This window comes from Streptomyces sp. R818, from assembly GCF_056172735.1.
In genome coordinates this window covers 535,944-555,471 of the sequence record NZ_JAOCNE010000012.1, presented here as the reverse complement: position 1 = coordinate 555,471, position 19,528 = coordinate 535,944, and the positions used below count along the sequence as shown (strand labels likewise).

Here is a 19,528-nt window from a genome sequence, read left to right as displayed (position 1 = left end):
ATCTCGTACCGCCGCAACCCTTTTCAGACGCAATCGCGGCCACTCTGCCGCGTGGGCCACCGGTCAGGCCGCGCCGCGCTGCAGCGCCTCGCAGACCGCCGTCGACTCCCTGACACCCAGCTCGACCGCCTTGCCGCAGTGCGCGATCCAGGCCGCCATCCCCTCCGGCGTACCGGAGACGTAGCCCTCGAGCGCGGCCGTGTACGCCGCCCGCCCCAGCTCCGCGTGGCCGACCTCGGCCGGACAGATCGACTTCGGGTCGAGACCGCTGCCGATCAGGACGATGCGTTCGGCGGCGCGGGCGACCAGGCCGTTGTGCGACGTGAACGGGCGCAGGGCGAGCAGTTCGCCGTGCACGACGGCGGCGCTCACCAGGGCGGGCGCCGAGCTGCCGCTGATGATCAGCTGGGAGAGGCCCTCCAGGCGGCCCGCCACCTCGTCGGCGCTCGGCAGCGGCAGCTCGATGAGCGGCTCGTCGACGGGCTCGCCGGGGCTGCGCGGGCGGCCCACCGCGTCCCCGCGGTCGGCGGCGGCCACCAGGTGCAGCCGCGCGAGGACCCGGAGCGGGGACTGCCGCCAGATGGACAGTAGCTGCCCGGCCTCGGCGGTGAGGCGCAGGGCCGCGCCGACCATGGGCGCCTCGCCGTCACCGTCCGCGCCGCTGAAGTCGGTGCGCCTGCGCACCTCTTCGAGCGCCCAGTCGGCGCCGGAGAGCGCCGCGCTGCCGCGTGCGCCGCGCAGGGCGGCTTCGGAAGTGACCTCGTTGCTGCGGCGCCGCATGACCCGGTGCCCGTAGACCCGGTCCACGGCCTTGCGCACGGAGTCCACGGTGTCGCTCACGCCGGGGAGCGTGCCGAGGGCGGCAAGGGGATCGGCTGACGTACTCATGAGTACGACCCTACGGGCCCCGGGCCCGCGCCCCACGATGGAGTGGTCTTCTTCACGCGGGTACGACACCCTGCGCGGTCGTCGCACTACGCTAGGTGAACATGAAGATCGCTTTCGTAGGGAAGGGCGGCAGCGGCAAGACCACGCTGTCCTCGCTGTTCATCCGCCACCTCGCCACCACCGGGTCCGCGGTCGTCGCCGTCGACGCCGACATCAACCAGCACCTCGGCGCCGCGCTCGGGCTCGACGACGACGTGGCCGCCGAACTGCCCGCCATGGGCGCGCGGCTGCCGCTCATCAAGGACTACCTGCGCGGCTCGAACCCGCGGATCGCGTCGGCCGAGACGATGATCAAGACGACGCCGCCCGGGCAGGGCTCGCGGCTGCTGCGGGTCGGCGAGAACAACCCGGTGTACGACGCCTGTGCGCGGCCGGTGGAACTCGACGGCGGCGCCGCGCGTCTGATGGTGACCGGACCCTTCACCGAGGCCGATCTCGGTGTCGCCTGCTACCACTCCAAGACCGGAGCGGTGGAGCTGTGCCTGAACCACCTCGTCGACGGCCGTGACGAGTACGTGGTGGTCGACATGACCGCGGGTTCCGACTCCTTCGCCTCGGGCATGTTCACCCGCTTCGACATGACGTTCCTCGTCGCCGAGCCGACGCGGAAGGGGGTCTCCGTCTACCGCCAGTACAAGCAGTACGCCCAGGACTACGGCATCGCCCTGAAGGTCGTGGGCAACAAGGTGCGCGGGGACGACGACGCCGACCTCGACTTCCTGCGCTCCGAGGTGGGCGACGACCTGCTCGTCACCGTCGGGCAGTCGGACTGGGTGCGCGCCATGGAGAAGGGGCTCCCGCCGCGCTTCGACCTCCTGGAGGAGTCCACCAGGGCCGCCCTGCGGACTCTCCAGGACGCCGCCGACGCCACGTACGAGGCGCGCGACTGGGAGCGCTACACGCGCCAGATGGTGCACTTCCACGAGAAGAACGCGCGCAGTTGGGGCAACGAGCGGACCGGGGCCGACCTGGTGGCGCAGGTCGACCCCGGTTACGTGCTGCGGGAGAGCGTCACCGCGCCCGTCTGAGAGGGCTCACGACGCGTCGGCCGGTGCGCCCGGCGCCCCCTTGGGCGCCGGGGCGGGCGCGTCGTCGAGGTAGGACTTCCAGCCCCGCTTCGGCGCCTCGCCGACCTTGAGGTCGGTGAGCTTCTCCAGCGTCCTGGGGTCCTGGGCGTCGAGCCAGTCGGCGAGCTGCCGGAAGGAGACGCAGCGGACCTCGGGCTTGCCGCACACCTTCTGGACCGTCTGCTCGACGGCGCGCATGTAGACGCCGCCGTTCCAGGACTCGAAGTGGTTGCCGATGATCAGCGGGGCCCGGTTGCCCCTGTAGGCGCGCTCGAACCCGGCCACCAGGCTGTCACGCATCTGGTCGCCCCAGTACGTACGCCTGGCCGGGTCGCCATGCACGGTGCCCGACTGGTTGACCATGAAGTTGTAGTCCATGGTCAACTGCTCGTAGGAGTGCCCGCGGAACGGGACGAGCTGCATGGACAGGTCCCACAGGCCGTGCTTCTTCTTGGGCCACACCTGGTCGTTGACGCCGCTGGTGTCGTAGCGGAACCCCATCTCGCGGCCCGCGCGCATGAAGTTCTTCTGCCCTTCGAGGCAGGGGGTGCGGGCGCCGACGAGCTCCTTGTCGTAGTCGAAGGGCAGCGGGGCCGCCGTCTTCGAGCCCGTGTTGCTCTTCCAGGTGCGCACGAAGGACTTGGCCTGCCGGATCTCGCTCTTCCAGTCCTCGACCGACCACTGTCCGACGCCGCCGTCGCTGCCGCAGAAGTGGCCGTTGAAGTGGGTGCCGATCTCGTTGCCCTCGAGCCAGGCGCCGCGCAGCTGCTCGACGGTGTCGCGGATCCCCTCGGCGTCGTTGAAGCCGATGTCCGAGCGGCCCGGCGCGTGCTGCGGCGGGTCGTACAGCTCCTTCTTGGCGCCCGGGAGCAGATAGACGCCGCTGAGGAAGTACGTCATGGTCGCGTCGTTCTCCTTGGCGACCTTGCGGAAGTGCGAGAACAGCTTCTGGCTGTCCTCGCCGGCCCCGTCCCAGGAGAAGACCACGAACTGCGGGGGTCTGTGGCCCGGTCTGAGACGCTCCGCCTTCGGCAGGTGCGGCTGCCTGCCGGTGTACGCGGTCGAGCCGTCGCCGATCAGCCGGACCGTGCGGTGCGGGGCGGCGGGCGCGGCCTTCTTGGCACCGGGGGCGCCCTGGTCGCGGGTGGCGCCGGTGTCGTCGTGTCCGCACCCCGCGAGAGTGGCGGCGCACGCCGCCGCCGCGGCGACGGCCGTGGTGATCCTCAGGGCGGCGAACTGCCGGGGGGAGCTTGTCTGTGTGACGGTCCTCTGGGTGGCGGCCATCTTCCGCCCACCTGCTTCCTTGGGGTCGGCTGCGAGGCCGCGCATGCGCAACGGGCATGCGCGAGCGCGCCCGCTTGCGCGCGGGCGGCCGCCGTCAACGTCGCACGAGATTCGCCCCTGATTTATACGACAAGCCGACCAATATTCTTATTCACTCCTCCAGGTGAATAAGTAGGCTATTTGCCCGTTTAATCCAGCCACAATCTTTACTCTGCATTACCGTTCATTTACCGAGTGTTGCAATTCATCCCGCCGCTACGTGCCAAGGAGACGGGACATGACAGCCTGCCTTCCCACTCGCCCCGACGCCCGGAACGCGCACAGTCCCCCACCGCCGCCGCGTCGCCGCTTCCGAATCGCGGGAGCCGATCTGTCGGCGTCCGTCGCGGTCTTCCTCATCGCCCTTCCGCTGTCGCTGGGCATCGCCCTCGCGACCGGCGCCCCTCTTGAAGCGGGCCTCGTCGCCGCCGCCGTCGGCGGACTCGTGGCCGGTCTGGTGGGCGGCGCCCCGCTCCAGGTCAGCGGCCCGGCAGCGGGCCTCACCGTGGTCACCGCCGAGCTGATCCAGCGCTACGGCTGGCGCACCACCTGCGCGATCACCGTTCTCGCCGGGATCGCCCAACTCGGGCTCGGCTGCCTGCGGGTGGCCCGCACGGCGCTCGCCGTCAGCCCCGCCGTCGTCCACGGCATGCTCGCCGGTATCGGCATCACCATCGCCGTCGCCCAGCTGCACATCGTGCTCGGCGGCACGCCCGAGAGCTCGGTGCTCGCCAATGTGGCGGCCCTGCCCGCCCAGCTCGCCGACGCGCGCGTGGCCGCCTTCGGCGTCAGCGCCCTCACGCTCACCCTCCTCTACTGCTGGCCGCGCATCCCGGGCCGGATCGGCCGGTTCACGCGCGCGGTGCCCGCGGCGCTCGTCGCCGTCACCTCCGCGACCGCGGTCACCGCGCTGTGCGGCCTGACGCTCCCCAAGGTGGACCTGCCGTCCTGGAGCAGCCACGCGCTGGCCGGGCTGCCGGACGGGCCGGTGCTCGGCATCGCCGCCGCCGTCCTGACGACCACCCTGGTGTGCAGCGTGCAGTCCCTGCTCGGCGCCGTGGCCGTCGACAAACTGGCCTCCGCGCGGCCCGAACTGCCGCCTGCCTCACGCCGTTCCCACCTGGACCGGGAGCTGCTCGGCCAGGGCGCCGCGAACATCGTGTCCGGCACCCTCGGCGGGCTCCCCGTCGCGGGCGTGGCGGTGCGCTCGACGGCGAACGTGAACGCGGGGGCGGTCAGCCGCAACTCCACGATGCTGCACGGCCTCTGGGTCGTCGCGGCCACCTTGCTGCTCGTCCCGGCCCTGGAACTGATCCCGCTGGCCTCGCTCGCCGCGCTGGTCATGGCGGTCGGCCTCAAGATGGTCTCCCTGCTCCACATCCGCACGGTCACCCGCCACCGCGAGGTCCTGGTGTACGTGGTGACCACTCTCGGCGTCGTCGTCTTCGGCGTCCTCGAAGGCGTGGGGCTCGGGGTCGCGGTGGCCGTCGGCGTCGCGCTGCACCGCCTCACGCGGACCCGGATCACGCACGAGGAGGACGCTCGCGGCGTCCACCACGTGCGCGTGCGGGGGCAGTTGACGTTCCTCGCGGTGCCCCGGCTCAGCCGGGTGCTGCATCAGATCCCGCACCGGGCGCGGTGCGTCGTCGAGCTGGACGGCTCCTTCATGGACCACGCCGCGTACGAGGCGCTGCAGGACTGGGAGAAGACGCACACCGCGCAAGGTGGTGAGGTCGAGCTGGCCGGGCGCGGCGGGCAGCGGATCGCCGAGCCCGCGAGCGCGAGCCACTCGTGCTGCCGGCCCTGGACGCCGTGGCGCAACCACCACTGCGACCGGCCTTCCGACCCGGCGCCCGAGACCGTCGCGCCGCGCGGCGGGCACCATCTGGCCAGCGGGCTCAGCGCGTTCCAGCGCAATACGGCGCCGCTGGTGCGCGGGGAGCTGGCGCGGCTCGCCAAGGAGGGGCAGCAGCCGACGCAGCTCTTCCTGACCTGCGCGGATTCACGGCTCGTCACCTCGATGATCACATCGAGCGGGCCTGGCGACCTCTTCGTCGTACGGAACGTGGGCAATCTGGTGCCCCTGCCGGGCGCCGAGAGCGGGGACGACTCCGTCGCGGCGGCCATCGAGTACGCGGTCGACGTGCTGAAGGTGCAGTCGATCACCGTGTGCGGGCACTCCGGGTGCGGAGCCATGCAGGCGCTCATGAGCAGCCCGCCGTCCGGGGCCGGGGCGCTCACGCCGCTCAAGCGGTGGCTGCGGCACGGCGTCCCGAGTCTGGAGCGCCTCGGCGACCAGGGTGTTCCTGACGCGCGGCTCGCCTTGCGGGCACCCGCCGACGCGGTCGAGCAGCTCTGCCTGACCAATGTGGTCCAGCAGTTGGAGCATCTCCGGGCGCACGAGGCGGTGGCCCGCGCCCTCGACGAGGGCACGCTCCAGCTCCACGGCATGTACTTCCACGTCGGCGAGGCACAGGCGTACCTCCTCGAAGAGGCCGACCCGGTCTTCGGGCAGGTCGCCGGCGCGTCCGCGGAGGCCGATCCCGTCTTCGGACAAGTGGCCGGCGCTTCCGCCGAGGCCGACCCCGTCTTCGGGCACGTCGCCGCCGCGACCGCGGGCGAGGTCAGAGACACGCCCGCCACGCGGGCCTGAACCCGCGGGCACCCTTCCGCGTGCAACGGGTGAGAGCGTGACGGTTCCCGGCCGCTGTGGCCGGGAACCGTTCGCTCGTCCACCAGGGCCGTCTACAGGTCTAAACCAATTCGCCGACCCCCCTTGTCACCAGGGGGCGCCGTCTGATGAGCTGTGGTTTGGGACACAACGGTCGCCCGGCGAAGCACCGTAAGGGAGATGTCGTGAGCAACGAAAGCCTGGCCAACCTCTTGAAAGAGGAGCGTCGTTTTGCGCCGCCCGCCGAGCTGGCGGCGAACGCCAACGTCACGGCCGAGGCGTACGAGCAGGCCAAGGCTGACCGGCTCGGGTTCTGGGCCGAGCAGGCCCGCCGCCTGAGCTGGGACACCGAGCCGACCGAGACGCTGGACTGGTCGAACCCGCCGTTCGCCAAGTGGTTCAAGGACGGCAAGCTCAATGTCGCGTACAACTGCGTCGACCGGCACGTCGAGGCGGGCCACGGCGACCGGGTCGCGATCCACTTCGAGGGCGAGCCGGGCGACAGCCGGGCCATCACCTACGCCGAGCTGAAGGACGAGGTCAGCCGGGCGGCCAACGCGCTGACCGAGCTGGGCGTGCAGCAGGGCGACCGGGTCGCCGTCTACCTGCCGATGATCCCCGAGGCGGTCATCTCGATGCTGGCCTGCGCGCGCATCGGCGCCGCGCACTCGGTGGTCTTCGGCGGCTTCTCCGCCGACGCCATCGCCAAGCGCATCGAGGACGCGGACGCCAAGGTCGTCATCACCTCCGACGGCGGCTACCGCCGCGGCAAGCCCTCCGCGCTCAAGCCGGCCGTCGACGAAGCGCTGACCCGCGTCGAGGGCGTCAGCACGGTCCTCGTCGTGCAGCGCACGAAGCAGGACGTGGCCTGGACCGAGGGGCGCGACCAGTGGTGGCACGAGGTCGTCGGCCGCCAGTCCGCCGAGCACGCGCCGCAGGCGTTCGACGCCGAGCAGCCGCTGTTCATCCTGTACACGTCCGGCACGACGGGTAAGCCCAAGGGCATCCTGCACACCTCGGGCGGCTACCTGACGCAGGCCAGCTACACCCACCACGCGGTCTTCGACCTCAAGCCGGAGACGGACGTGTACTGGTGCACGGCCGACATCGGCTGGGTCACCGGGCACTCGTACATCACGTACGGCCCGCTCTCCAACGGTGCGACGCAGGTCATCTACGAGGGCACCCCGGACACCCCGCACCAGGGCCGGTTCTGGGAGATCGTGCAGAAGTACGGCGTCACGATCCTCTACACGGCGCCGACCGCGATCCGTACGTTCATGAAGTGGGGCGACGACATCCCCGCGAAGTTCGACCTCAGCAGCCTGCGCGTCCTTGGCTCCGTGGGCGAGCCGATCAACCCCGAGGCGTGGGTCTGGTACCGCAAGAACATCGGCGGCGACCGCTGCCCGATCGTGGACACGTGGTGGCAGACCGAGACCGGCGCGATCATGATCTCGCCGCTGCCGGGCGTCACCGAGACCAAGCCGGGCTCGGCCCAGCGCGCCCTCCCCGGCATCTCCGCGACCGTCGTCGACGACGAGGCGAACGAGGTGGGCAACGGCGGCGGTGGCTACCTCGTCCTGACCGAGCCGTGGCCGTCCATGCTGCGCACCATCTGGGGCGACGACCAGCGGTTCATCGACACCTACTGGTCCCGCTTCGAGGGCCGCTACTTCGCCGGTGACGGCGCGAAGAAGGACGAGGACGGCGACGTCTGGCTGCTCGGCCGGGTCGACGACGTCATGCTCGTCTCCGGCCACAACATCTCGACCACCGAGGTGGAGTCGGCGCTCGTCTCCCATCCGGCCGTCGCCGAGGCCGCCGTCGTCGGCGCCGCCGACGCCACGACCGGCCAGGCCATCGTCGCCTTCGTGATCCTGCGCGGCACGGCGGACGCCGAGGACGAGAAGCTCGTCGCCGACCTGCGCAACCACGTGGGTTCCGTGCTCGGCCCGATCGCCAAGCCCAAGCGGGTCCTGCCGGTCGCCGAGCTGCCCAAGACGCGCTCCGGCAAGATCATGCGCCGCCTCCTGCGCGACGTGGCGGAGAACCGGGCGGTGGGCGATGTCACCACGCTCGCCGACTCCTCCGTCATGGACCTGATCCAGGACAAGCTGCCCGCGGCGCCCAGCGAGGACTGATCGCGGTACGGCACCGTACGAAACGGGCATCCGGCGAACGCGCCGGGTGCCCGTTTCGTACGTATCGTGGTGGTACGCACGGCGGCACGTATGGCGATGACCACCAGACACGCTCCCGCGTCCACCCGGTAGGGTGACGGACGCGTCAAGAACGCGTCAGGACGTCACAGGGTGTGCCGGGAAGTCTGGTCGGCGAAGCGATCAGCCGTACCCGACCGGAGGTCCCCCGCGTGAGCGCCGCCCCCCGCAAGAACGACCGCACAGCGTTCGGACACCTGTCCCTGCCCGAGCGGAACTTCCTCGCCGACGCGCTGCGCGCCGAGACCGTCGGCGGGGTCCTGCTCCTCGTCGCCGCCGTCGCGGCCCTCGTCTGGGCGAACGTCCCGGCGCTCAGCCACAGCTACGAGACCGTCCGCGACCTGCACCTCGGCCCCGGCTCGCTGGGCCTGCACCTCTCCCTCGAACACTGGGCCGCCGACGGCCTCCTCGCGATCTTCTTCTTCGTCGCGGGCATCGAACTCAAACGCGAGCTCGTCGCGGGCGACCTGCGCGATCCACGGGCCGCCGCACTTCCGGTCGTCGCCGCCGTCTGCGGCATGGCCGCGCCCGCCCTCGTCTACACGCTGGTCAACCTGGTCGGCGGCGGCTCGACGGGCGGCTGGGCCGTGCCGACCGCCACCGACATCGCCTTCGCGCTCGCCGTCCTCGCCGTCCTCGGCACGTCGCTGCCGGGCGCCTTGCGCGCCTTCCTGCTGACCCTCGCCGTCGTCGACGACCTCCTCGCCATCCTGATCATCGCCGTCTTCTTCACCAGCGACCTGAACTTCGCCGCGCTCGCGGGCGCCTTCGCCGGCCTCGTCGTCTTCTGGGTGCTCCTGCGGACGGGCGTACGCGGCTGGTACGTCTACGTGCCGCTCGCGCTCGTCATCTGGGGCCTGATGTACAACAGCGGCGTCCACGCCACCGTCGCGGGTGTCGCCATGGGCCTGATGCTGCGCTGCACGCGCCGCGACGGCGAGGAGCGGTCCCCCGGCGAGCACATCGAACACCTCGTGCGCCCGCTCTCCACCGGACTGGCTGTCCCGCTGTTCGCCCTGTTCAGCGCGGGTGTGGCGGTGTCGGGCGGCGCGCTCGGCGATGTGTTCGCCCGGCCCGAGACGCTCGGCGTCGTCCTCGGTCTCGTCGTCGGCAAGACCATCGGTGTCTTCGGCGGTACGTGGCTGACGGCCCGGTTCACCCGGGCGTCGCTCTCCTCCGAGCTGACCTGGCCGGACCTCTTCGCCGTCTCCGCGCTCGCCGGCATCGGCTTCACCGTCTCGCTCCTCATCGGCGAACTGGCCTTCACCGGCGACGCCGCGCTCACGGACGAGGTCAAGGCCGCCGTCCTGATCGGCTCGCTGATCGCGGCCGTGCTCAGCGGCGTACTGCTGCGCGTCCGCAACGCGAAGTACCGCGCCCTGTGGGAGGCGGAGGAGCGCGACGAGGACCTCGACGGGGTCCCCGACATCTACGAGGAGGGCGACCCGGCGTACCACCTGCGGATGGCCGCGCTCCACGAGAAGAAGGCCGCGGAACACCGGCGGCTTGCCGAAGCGACGGGCGGGGAAGGCGGCGAGGGCGAGCGTCCGGCATGATCTGACAGCAAGCCCGCACAACCGACAGAGCCACAGGGCTCCTACAGGAGAACAGGGAGAACGCGATGAGCGCACCCGACGGCAGCACGGTCGGCGCGGTCGGCGCCGAGCGCAGCATCGGCCAGCTGTTCGCCTCGGCGACGGCCGAGATGTCCGCACTGGTGCACGACGAGATCGCCCTTGCGAAAGTCCAGCTCAAGCAGGACGTGAAGAAGGGAGCGGTGAGCGGCGGCGCCTTCACGGCGGCGCTGACGATCGCGCTCTTCTCGCTGCCGATGCTGAGCTTCGCTCTCGCGTACGGCATCAACGCCTGGACCGGCGGGCACAACGGCAACGGCGGCTGGAACCTCGCCTGGTGCTTCCTGCTCTCCTTCGCCGCGAGCCTGATCGTCGCCGGTCTGGTCGGCCTGATCGGTGTGGTCTTCGCCAAGAAGGCCAAGAAGAGCAAGGGCCCGCAGAAGGTCGCCGCCTCCGTCAAGGAGACCGCGGGCGTCCTGCAGAACGCCAAGCCGCACCCCCGTCCGGTGACGGCCGGAGACCGTGTCCCCGAGGCCATCGAGGCTGTGGCACGCTCGTCTTCATGACGGACCCCGCCACTCCTTCGGCCCAGCCGCCTTCCTCTGTCGTACGTCTCGACGTACCCGGTGCCAAAGAGGTGATCCACCGGGACGTCGCGGCCAACGGCGCGCGGTTCCACATCGCGGAGGCGGGTGACGGGCCGCTGGTGCTGCTGCTGCACGGCTTCCCGCAGTTCTGGTGGACGTGGCGGCACCAGCTCGTGGCGCTCGCCGACGCGGGGTTCCGGGCCGTGGCCATGGACCTGCGGGGCGTGGGCGGCAGCGACCGCACTCCGCGCGGGTACGACCCGGCCAACCTCGCGCTCGACATCACCGGGGTGGTGCGCTCGCTCGGCGAGCCCGACGCGGCGCTCGTCGGCCACGACCTCGGCGGCTACCTCGCCTGGACGGCGGCCGTGATGCGGCCGAAGCTGGTCCGGCGGCTCGCGGTGTCCTCGATGCCGCACCCGCGCCGCTGGCGCTCGGCGATGCTCTCGGACCTCAAGCAGACCACCGCCGGGTCCTACGTCTGGGGCTTCCAGCGGCCCTGGCTGCCGGAGCGTCAGCTCGCGGCCGACGACGCGGCGTTGGTCGGACGCCTGATCCGGGACTGGTCCGGGCCCCGCCAGCCCGACGACGAGACGGTCGAGACGTACCGGCGCGCCATGTCCATCCCCTCGACCGCGCACTGCTCGATCGAGCCGTACCGGTGGATGGTGCGCTCGCTGGCCCGGCCCGACGGCATCCAGTTCAACCGGCGCATGAAGCGGCCCGTCCGCGTACCGACGCTGCATCTGCACGGCTCGCTCGACCCGGTGATGCGCACGCGCAGCGCCGCGGGCTCCGGCGAGTACGTCGAAGCGCCGTACCGCTGGCGTCTGTTCGACGGTCTCGGCCACTTCCCGCACGAGGAGGATCCGGCCGCGTTCTCCAAGGAACTGGTGAGCTGGCTGAAGGACTCCGAGCCCGATCGCTGAGCCGTCGGCGAGCCGCGAAGGGGGCCGTCGGGAGCTGTCCGTGAGCGGGCGGTGCGTGGACGGTGAGCGTCCGGTGTCCGGACGGGAACACCTGTCCTACGAACAGCCAATTGCCTGCCGCATAGGCCAATTTGGGGCTGTGGGGGCGGTTACCGACCATGGGGCCCGGGCAGACGTCGGGGTATGGGCTGGACGCACGACTACAGTGACGCAGCACGCAATCGCCGCCCAGCGATGACGCTGGGCTCTCCCCAGAGGGGCGCGCCGCAAGGACACGCGACGCACGATCCCCATCTGGGCATTTCGCGCATCCTGCGGCGGCGGGCCCGGTGGGTGTCGGCCCGGCTGCGCCACAGCGGGCGCGGCTGACAGTTCTCCCGGTTCCTCGGAAGTCTCCGGGGCCCCTCAGAGCGCGCAGGCGTCCGTGTCGACCTGCTGGACCGCTGTGCGGCCTCGGTCGATGTCGGTGCGGATCTCGTCGCCGGTCAGCGCGTAGCCCGTCTGCGCGTTGTCCAGGGACTTGGCGAAGACGACGCCGTACACCCGGCCGTCCGGGGTCAGCAGCGGTCCGCCGGAGTTGCCCTGACGGACCGTCGCGTACAGCGAGTACACGTCGCGCTGCACCTTGCCGCGGTGGTAGATGTCCGGGCCGTCGGCGGTGATGCGGCCGCGCAAGCGCGCGGGGCGCACGTCGTACGCGCCGTTCTCCGGGAAGCCCGCGACGATGGCACCGCCGCCGCGCTGCGCGTCCGTCGACGTGAAGCGCAGCGGGGGCGCCTTGAGCTGCGGCACGTCCAGTACGGCGATGTCGCGCTTCCAGTCGTAGAGGACGACCTTCGCGTCGTACTTGACGCCCTCGCCGCCGATCTGGACGGTGGGCTCCTCGACGCCGCCGACCACGTGCGCGTTGGTCATCACACGGCGGTCGGAGAAGACGAAGCCGGTGCCTTCGACGACCTTGCCGCAGCTGGGCGCCTGGCCGACGACCTTGACGATCGAACGCTTGGCCGTGCGCGCGGCGGCGCTCTGCGCGAGCGCGGGGTCGGGCGGCTGGACCTCGGCGATCGGCTCGTTGGCGAACGGGCTGAAGACCTGGGGGAATCCGTTCTGCGCGAGCGTGGAGGAGAAGTCGGCGAACCAGGTGTCCGCCTGCCCGGGCAGTACCCGGGCCACGCCGAGCAGCACCTTCGAGGAGCGGACCTCGCTGCCGAGCGTGGGCAGGGCGGTACCGGCGAGCGCGGAACCTATCAGCCAGGCGACCAGGAGCATCGCCCCCACGTTGACCAGGGCGCCGCCCGTCGCGTCGAGCGCGCGCGCCGGGGACCAGGTGATGTACCGGCGCAGCTTGTTGCCCAGGTGCGTGGTGAAGGCCTGGCCGATGGAGGCGCAGACGATCACGACGACGACGGCCACGATCGCCGCGGTGGTCGTCACCTGGGCGTCGCCGGTCGCGGCGGACCAGATGGCGGGCAGCGCGTAGACCGCCACGAGGCCGCCGCCGAGGAAGCCGACCACCGACAGGATGCCGACGACGAAGCCCTGCCGGTAGCCGACGATGGCGAACCAGACGGCGGCCGCGAGCAGCAGGATGTCCAGCACGTTCACCGAATTCCTGCCTCGCCTCGCATCGCCGATGTCCTCGCGGGTGTCGCGGCTGTCATCGTGAGGTCCACTTCCGCGCCGGAGTTCCGGGGGCGGTCCCCGGGACGGCACGGCACGGGGGCCACCCTGTCATGTGCGCCAGTCGAGTGGCACCGTCTTCTTCCGGTCCCAGGGGCGCTCCCACCCGGCGTAGTGCAGGATCCGGTCGATCACGCCGGCCGTGAACCCCCATACGAGGGCGGATTCCACCAGGAACGCGGGGCCTCTGTGGCCACTGGGGTGAATGGTCGTCACCCGGTTCTCCGGGTCCGTGAGATCCGCCACCGGGACCGTGAAGACGCGGGCCGTCTCCGCCGGGTCGACCGCCGTGACCGGCGTGGGCCGCCGCCACCAGCCGAGGACCGGGCTCACCACGAAGCCGCTGACCGGGATGTAGAGCCGTGGCAGCACGCCGAAGAGCTGCACGCCTCTCGGGTCGAGCCCCGTCTCCTCCCACGCCTCGCGCAGAGCGGCGCGCAACGGGCCCTCGGTCCGCGGGTCCCCGTCCTCCGGGTCGAGCGCGCCGCCGGGGAAGGACGGCTGCCCCGCGTGGGATCTGAGCGATCCGGCCCGCTCCATCAGCAGCAGCTCGGGCCCGCGCGCGCCCTCCCCGAACAGGATGAGCACCGCGGACTGGCGCCCCGCGCCGTCCGCCGGGGGCAGGAAGCGGCTGAGCTGCTCGCCGCGCACGGTGCGCAGGGCGTCGGCGACGGGGGTGAGCCAGCCGGGCAGGCCGTCGGCGCGCAGGGTGACGTCCGGGACGTGCGGGATGCCACCGCCCGGAGCCGTACCACCGGATCCGGCCGCCTCACCGGTCACGCCGTTCGAACCCTCGATCTCGCTCACGTGCTTCATCTCGCCGCCCCCGTACCCGTCCGTCCCTCGCCCAACGCCTGGCCGTCCCCGATTCGTTCCGGCCCGACGATGTGTCACCCGGTCGTGTCACCCGGGGTGCCGCCCAGCGGCGGGGCGGGCCTGCCGCCCGCGTCGAGGTAGGACTGCGGGGGCTTGAGGCGCTGGCCGGGGAAGCCGCCCTTCTCGTACTTGAGGAGCTTCTGCGCCTTCTCCGGGTCCGTCTCGCCCTCGCCGAACGCCGGGCAGAGCGGGGCGACCGGGCAGGCGCCGCAGGCCGGTTTGCGGGAGTGGCAGATGCGGCGGCCGTGGAAGATCACGTGGTGGCTGAGCATGGTCCAGTCGCTCTTCGGGAAGAGCTCGCCGACCGCCTTCTCGACCTTGTCCGGGTCGGTCTCGTCCGTCCACTTCCAGCGCCGTACGAGCCTTCCGAAGTGCGTGTCGACGGTGATGCCGGGGCGGCCGAACGCATTGCCGAGCACGACGAACGCCGTCTTGCGGCCCACGCCGGGCAGTTTGACGAGGTCTTCGAGCCGTCCCGGCACCTCGCCGCCGAAGTCCTCCTCAAGGGCCTTGGCGAGCCCCATGATCGATTTCGTCTTGGCCCGGAAGAACCCGGTCGGCCGGATCAGCTCCTCGACCTCCTCCGGGTTGGCGGCGGCCAGATCCGCGGGCGTCGGGTACTTCGCGAACAGCGCCGGGGTCGTCTGGTTGACCCGCAGGTCCGTCGTCTGGGCCGACATCACCGTGGCGAGGACGAGCTGGAAGGGGTTCTCGAAGTCCAGCTCCGGGTGCGCGTAAGGGTACGTCTCCGCGAGGACCCGGTTGATCTTCCGCGCCCGGCGGACCAGCGCCGTACGCGACTCGGGCTTGGCCGCACTCGTGCCCTTGCCCGCACCCGTACTCGTAGTCGTACTCGCACTTGTACTCGTACCGGTCGTCGCGGCGGATCGCTTCTTCGCGGGCATGAGCTATGCGGCCTTTCCCTGCACGGACGGTACGGAGCCGACCGGTACGGACCCGGACGGTCCGGAGCCGAACGGTACGGACCCAGGCGGCAGGGGCAGGGCCGTGCGGGCAGCGCCTTCGCCGTGTTCGCCCACAGCGGAATCCCGGTCGGCCGCCACCCTTCCAGCCCCCTCCGCCTGCGTCGTCCCCGGCTTTTTGGATACTCGGCCAGCCTAAAGCCCGGTACTGACATCCGCCCCGACGCAGGTCGATCGGCCCCCGATTGGCCCCCTCCCCGTCGGGTTGTGACGCAGGTGCGGCAGACTTGTGTCTGAGTGACTGATCACACTGTTTGGACCGTCCGGCAAAATGGGCGGCGGGAAACACCCGTCCCCACAGTGCAGGCGACATAGGAGAGAAACTCGTGGACGACGTTCTGCGGCGCGCCCCGCTCTTCGCGGCGCTCGATGACGAGCAGGCCGCGGAGCTCCGCGCCTCCATGAGTGAGGTGACCCTCGCGCGCGGCGATGCCCTGTTTCACGAGGGCGACCCCGGCGACCGCCTCTACGTGGTCACCGAAGGCAAGGTGAAGCTTCACCGCACATCCCCCGACGGCCGCGAGAACATGCTGGCCGTGCTCGGCCCGGGTGAGCTGATCGGCGAGCTGTCGCTGTTCGACCCCGGTCCGCGCACCGCGACCGCCAGCGCGCTGACCGAGGTCAAGCTGCTCGGCCTCGGCCACGGTGACCTCCAGCCCTGGCTGAACGCCCGCCCGGAGGTGGCCGCCGCCCTGCTGCGCGCCGTCGCCCGGCGGCTGCGCAAGACCAACGACCAGATGTCCGACCTGGTCTTCTCCGACGTGCCGGGCCGTGTCGCCCGCGCGCTGCTCGACCTGTCGCGCCGCTTCGGCGTGCAGTCCGAGGAGGGCATCCACGTCGTGCACGACCTCACGCAGGAAGAGCTGGCCCAGCTGGTCGGCGCCTCCCGCGAGACCGTGAACAAGGCGCTCGCCGACTTCGCGGGCCGCGGGTGGCTCCGCCTGGAGGCCCGCGCCGTGATCCTGCTCGACGTGGAGCGCCTGGCCAAGCGTTCGCGCTGAGCCGCTGGGCCATCGGGTTCTCAGGGCCGCACACCGTTACGGAGACGGGTCCCACCACGACATCGTGGCGGGACCCGTTCCCGTAGCGGGCCCGCCCACCATCACTCGACCACCCCGGAGGGGACCCGCATGGCGCACTCCGAGGCCCAGTCGCCGTCGGCGGATGACGACCTGGTGGCCAGGTTCCAGGCCGAGCGTGGGCGGCTGCGGTCGGTCGCGTACCGCATGCTCGGGTCGCTCAGCGAGGCCGAGGATGCCGTCCAGGAGAGCTGGCTGCGGCTGCAGCGCGCCGACAGCGCGGAGGTACGGAACCTGAGCGGCTGGCTCACCACCGTCGTCGGGCGGATCTGCCTGGACATGCTGCGCACGCGCGCGTCCCGCCGCGAGGACCCGCTGGAGCCGGGGACGACCGAGACGCACGTCCCGGACGTCGTGGTGCGGCCCGCCGACCCGGGCCAGGAGGCCGAACTCGCGGACTCCGTCGGTCTGGCGCTGCTCATCGTGCTCGACACGCTGGCGCCCGCCGAGCGGCTCGCGTTCGTCCTGCACGACATGTTCGCCGTGCCCTTCGAGGACCTCGCGCCCATTGTCGAGCGCACACCCGCCGCGACCCGGCAGCTGGCGAGCCGCGCCCGGCGCCGCGTGCAGGGCTCCACCGTGCCCGCGCCGACCGATCTGGCCCGCCAGCGCGAGGTCGTCGACGCCTGGCTGGCCGCCACGCGCGCGGGGGACTTCGAGGCGCTGCTCGCACTCCTCGACCCGGACGTGCTGCTGCGCGTCGACGCGGGCCCGGGCACGGCGTCCAAGCTCGTACGGGGCGCGGTGGACGTGGCCGGGCAGGCGACGTACTTCGGGCGGCTGGTCGACACCGCGTCCGCCGCGTACGTGGGCGACGGCGTCGGCATCGTCCAGGCACCGCGCGGCCAGGTCGTCTCGGTCCTCGCCCTGTCGTTCACGGACGGCAGGGTCAGCGGCGTCGACATCATCGCCGACCCGCGGCGGCTCGCGGCCATGGGCGTCACCTGGCCCCTGCGGCCGCGCGAGGACGGTCTCTAGAGGCTTCCGCTCTGGATGAGGCCGTGCTCGCGCAGGTACTCCAGCTGGGCCAGGACGGACAGCTCCGCGGCCGGCCACAGGGAGCGGTCCACATCCGCGTAGACGTGCGCGACGACGTCGGAGGACGTCACGTGGCCGTTCTCGACCGCCGTCTCGACCTGGGCGAGGCGGTGGGCGCGGTGCGCGAGGTAGAACTCCACCGCGCCCTGCGCGTCGTCCAGGACGGGGCCGTGGCCCGGCAGCACGGTGTGCACGCCGTCGTCGACCGTCAGGGAGCGCAGGCGGCGCAGCGAGTCGAGGTAGTCGCCGAGACGGCCGTCCGGGTGGGCGACCACGGTGGTGCCGCGCCCGAGGATCGTGTCGCCGGTCAGGAGGGCCTGGTCGGCGGGGAGATGGAAGCAGAGCGAGTCCGCGGTGTGGCCCGGAGTGGGCACGACGCGCAGCTCCAGGCCGCCGGTCGTCACGACGTCCCCGGCGGCGAGCCCTTCGTCGCCCAGGCGGAGCGCGGGGTCGAGGGCGCGCACCTTGGTACCGGTCAGCTCGGCGAACCGGCCCGCGCCCTCGGCGTGGTCGGGGTGCCCGTGCGTGAGCAGCGTGAGCGCTATGCGCTTGCCCGCCTTGTCGGCCGTGTCGATGACGTGCGCCAGGTGCGCGTCGTCCAGCGGGCCCGGGTCGATGACGACCGCGAGGTCGCTGTCCGGCTCGGCGAGGATCCAGGTGTTGGTGCCGTCGAGCGTCATGGCGGAGGCGTTGGGCGCCAGGACGTTGACGGCGCGGGCGGTGGCGGGGCCGGTGAGCACCCCGCCGCGCGGCTGCCCCGGCAGGGCGGCGGCTTCGGTCATCAGCGGGTCCCCCCGGTCTGCGGCTGCGAGACGGCCGGAACGTGCTTGGTGAACTCCTCGTGCCCCGGCCAGGACAGCACCAGCTCGTCGCCCTCCATGCGCGCACGCGCCAGTACGGGCGTCAGGTCGTGCTGCGTCGAACCGGCGAGCGCGCTGTCCACGCGCGCGTACGTCGCCAAAGTGCGCAGGGTCGCGACGGTCGGCGGCATCATCGACAACTCGGCGCGGTCGTACGCGTCGAGGGCCGACTCGGGGCGGATCCACACAGTGCGGTCGGCCTCCGTGGAGTCGTCGCTGGTGCGCTGGCCCTCGGGCAGCGCGGCGACGAAGAACCAGGTGTCATAGCGGCGCGGCTCGAACTCCGGGGTGATCCAGCGCGCCCACGCCCCGAGCAGATCGGAGCGGAGCACGAGGCCGCGGCGCTGCAGGAACTCGGCGAAGGACAGGTCGCGGGCGATCAGCGCCTGCCGGTCGGCGACCCAGTCGGCCCCCGTCGTGTCGTCGACGACGGTGTCCGGGGTCTCCCCGGCGAGCAGCACGCCCGCCTCCTCGAACGTCTCGCGCACGGCGGCGCAGACGACCGCCTGGGCGTCCTTCTCGGGCACGCCGAGGCGCGCGGCCCACTCCTGGCGCGAGGGACCGGCCCAGCGGACCTGACGGTCGTCGTCACGGGGGTCGACACCGCCGCCGGGGTAGGCGTACGCGCCGGCGGCGAAGGCCATGGACGTACGGCGGCGCAGCATGTGCACCTCGACACCGGCAGCGCCGCCGGGGCCACCGGGGCCGCCGGGGCTGTCGGCGGCGTCCCGCAGGAGCAGCACGGTCGCGGCGCGCCGGGGCTCCGCGGGCACCAGGGCGCCGGCGGCGAGGGCGCGGATGCGTTCCGGCCACTCAGGGGGGTACCACTGCCCGTTTGCCATGGCCGGAGGCTATCCGGTGGAGGGCAGATGTTCGAGAGCCCACCCGCCCACCGGAGGCCCTGGGCCCTGAGCCCATTCGGCTACCGGAAGCCCTGCGCCCTGAGCCCTGAGCCCACCCGCCCACCGGAAGCCCGTACGGGCCGCAACGGCCGTGCCTGCCCGCACCGGCCCGTACCGGCCCGTACCGGCCCACAGCCCTACGCCTCGGTGAGCTCCACCTGGATCTCGACCTCGACCGGCGCGTCCAGCGGCAGCACGGCCACGCCGACGGCGCTGCGGGCGTGCACGCCCTTGTCGCCCAGAACGTCGCCGAGCAGCTCGCTGGCGCCGTTGACGACACCGGGCTGGCCGGTGAAGTCGGTGGCGGAGGCCACGAACCCGACGACCTTCACCACGCGCGCGATGCGGTCCAGATCACCGGCTACGGACTTCACCGCGGCCAGCGCGTTGAGCGCGCAGGTGCGGGCCAGCTCCTTGGCCTGGTCGGGGGTGACCTCGTCGCCGACCTTGCCGGTCAGCGGCAGCTTGCCGTCGACCATGGGCAGCTGCCCGGCCGTGTACACGTAGACCCCGGACTGGACGGCCGGCTGGTACGCCGCGACCGGCGGGACCACGGGCGGCAGGGTCAGGCCGAGCGACGCCAGCTTGTCCTCGACGGCGCTCACGCCGCCTTCTCCCGCTTCAGATACGCCACCAGCTGCTCCGGGTTGTTCGGGCCCGGTACGACCTGCACCAGCTCCCAGCCGTCCTCGCCCCAGGTGTCGAGGATCTGCTTCGTCGCGTGCACGAGGAGCGGCACGGTCGCGTATTCCCACTTCTTAGCCATGAGGGCGACTGTATCCGCCGGAG

17 protein-coding genes are annotated in these 19,528 nt (G+C 71.9%); 8 read left to right on the top strand and 9 right to left on the bottom strand.

Annotated elements, in window-relative coordinates:
• Nucleotides 1–63 precede the first annotated feature (63 nt).
• Nucleotides 64–888, bottom strand: coding sequence for a Fic family protein (locus tag N5I75_RS28910; protein ID WP_476682129.1), 825 nt, complete (start codon nucleotides 886–888; stop codon nucleotides 64–66).
• Between the two features lie 101 nt (nucleotides 889–989).
• Between N5I75_RS28910 and N5I75_RS28905 the strand changes: the two genes are divergently transcribed.
• A complete protein-coding gene (locus N5I75_RS28905; RefSeq protein WP_476682127.1) occupies nucleotides 990–1,976 on the top strand; it encodes an ATP-binding protein in 987 nt (328 codons plus the stop codon).
• Between the two features lie 6 nt (nucleotides 1,977–1,982).
• On the opposite strand, the gene N5I75_RS28900 is transcribed toward N5I75_RS28905, so the two are convergent.
• Nucleotides 1,983–3,299, bottom strand: coding sequence for a polysaccharide deacetylase family protein (locus tag N5I75_RS28900; protein ID WP_476682125.1), 1,317 nt, complete (start codon nucleotides 3,297–3,299; stop codon nucleotides 1,983–1,985).
• A 277-nt stretch (nucleotides 3,300–3,576) separates the two neighbouring features.
• On the opposite strand from N5I75_RS28900, the gene N5I75_RS28895 reads away from it, so the two are divergent.
• From N5I75_RS28895 to N5I75_RS28875, 5 genes are all read left to right on the top strand, one after another.
• Complete coding sequence (locus N5I75_RS28895) at nucleotides 3,577–5,991, top strand: SulP family inorganic anion transporter (RefSeq protein WP_476682123.1); 2,415 nt, start codon at nucleotides 3,577–3,579, stop codon at nucleotides 5,989–5,991.
• Between the two features lie 146 nt (nucleotides 5,992–6,137).
• Nucleotides 6,138–8,153, top strand: coding sequence for an acetate--CoA ligase (acs, locus tag N5I75_RS28890; protein WP_476682121.1), 2,016 nt, complete (start codon nucleotides 6,138–6,140; stop codon nucleotides 8,151–8,153).
• Between the two features lie 230 nt (nucleotides 8,154–8,383).
• Nucleotides 8,384–9,787, top strand: coding sequence for a Na+/H+ antiporter NhaA (nhaA, locus tag N5I75_RS28885; protein WP_476682119.1), 1,404 nt, complete (start codon nucleotides 8,384–8,386; stop codon nucleotides 9,785–9,787).
• Nucleotides 9,788–9,852: 65 nt separating this feature from the next.
• Complete coding sequence (locus N5I75_RS28880; protein ID WP_476682117.1) at nucleotides 9,853–10,371, top strand: phage holin family protein; 519 nt, start codon at nucleotides 9,853–9,855, stop codon at nucleotides 10,369–10,371.
• Nucleotides 10,368–11,321: an alpha/beta fold hydrolase gene (locus N5I75_RS28875; protein ID WP_476682115.1), complete on the top strand. Its 954-nt coding sequence runs from the start codon at nucleotides 10,368–10,370 to the stop codon at nucleotides 11,319–11,321. Before N5I75_RS28880 ends, N5I75_RS28875 begins: the two co-directional genes overlap by 4 nt.
• Nucleotides 11,322–11,726: 405 nt before the next feature.
• Here N5I75_RS28875 and N5I75_RS28870 read toward each other — a convergent pair whose 3' ends face one another.
• From N5I75_RS28870 to nth, 3 genes are all read right to left on the bottom strand, one after another.
• Entirely contained in the window at nucleotides 11,727–12,926 is a 1,200-nt protein-coding gene (locus N5I75_RS28870) for a MarP family serine protease (protein WP_476682113.1), read from the bottom strand.
• A 126-nt stretch (nucleotides 12,927–13,052) separates the two neighbouring features.
• Entirely contained in the window at nucleotides 13,053–13,817 is a 765-nt protein-coding gene (locus N5I75_RS28865) for an NUDIX hydrolase (protein WP_476682111.1), read from the bottom strand.
• Between the two features lie 74 nt (nucleotides 13,818–13,891).
• Nucleotides 13,892–14,782, bottom strand: a complete 891-nt coding sequence (gene nth / locus N5I75_RS28860) for an endonuclease III (RefSeq protein ID WP_476682109.1) — start codon at nucleotides 14,780–14,782, stop codon at nucleotides 13,892–13,894.
• Between the two features lie 404 nt (nucleotides 14,783–15,186).
• On the opposite strand from nth, the gene N5I75_RS28855 reads away from it, so the two are divergent.
• Both N5I75_RS28855 and N5I75_RS28850 read left to right on the top strand, forming a co-directional pair.
• Nucleotides 15,187–15,861 carry a Crp/Fnr family transcriptional regulator gene (locus tag N5I75_RS28855; RefSeq protein ID WP_016642758.1) on the top strand — a complete coding sequence of 225 codons (675 nt, stop codon included), beginning with the start codon at nucleotides 15,187–15,189 and terminating at the stop codon, nucleotides 15,859–15,861.
• A gap of 129 nt (nucleotides 15,862–15,990) precedes the next feature.
• Nucleotides 15,991–16,917 (top strand): sigma-70 family RNA polymerase sigma factor, encoded by a 927-nt coding sequence (locus tag N5I75_RS28850; protein ID WP_476682107.1) that lies wholly within the window; start codon nucleotides 15,991–15,993, stop codon nucleotides 16,915–16,917.
• On the opposite strand, the gene N5I75_RS28845 is transcribed toward N5I75_RS28850, so the two are convergent.
• From N5I75_RS28845 to N5I75_RS28830, 4 genes are all read right to left on the bottom strand, one after another.
• Nucleotides 16,914–17,759, bottom strand: a complete 846-nt coding sequence (locus N5I75_RS28845) for an MBL fold metallo-hydrolase (protein WP_476682105.1) — start codon at nucleotides 17,757–17,759, stop codon at nucleotides 16,914–16,916. The genes N5I75_RS28850 and N5I75_RS28845 overlap by 4 nt on opposite strands.
• A complete protein-coding gene (locus N5I75_RS28840; RefSeq protein WP_476682103.1) occupies nucleotides 17,759–18,679 on the bottom strand; it encodes an NUDIX hydrolase in 921 nt (306 codons plus the stop codon). The genes N5I75_RS28845 and N5I75_RS28840 overlap by 1 nt, the downstream gene beginning before the upstream one ends.
• A gap of 197 nt (nucleotides 18,680–18,876) precedes the next feature.
• Entirely contained in the window at nucleotides 18,877–19,344 is a 468-nt protein-coding gene (locus tag N5I75_RS28835; protein ID WP_476682101.1) for a RidA family protein, read from the bottom strand.
• On the bottom strand, nucleotides 19,341–19,505 hold the full coding sequence (locus N5I75_RS28830; RefSeq protein ID WP_107498797.1) for a DUF4177 domain-containing protein: 165 nt from the start codon (nucleotides 19,503–19,505) through the stop codon (nucleotides 19,341–19,343). The genes N5I75_RS28835 and N5I75_RS28830 overlap by 4 nt, the downstream gene beginning before the upstream one ends.
• Between the last annotated feature and the right edge of the window lie 23 nt (nucleotides 19,506–19,528).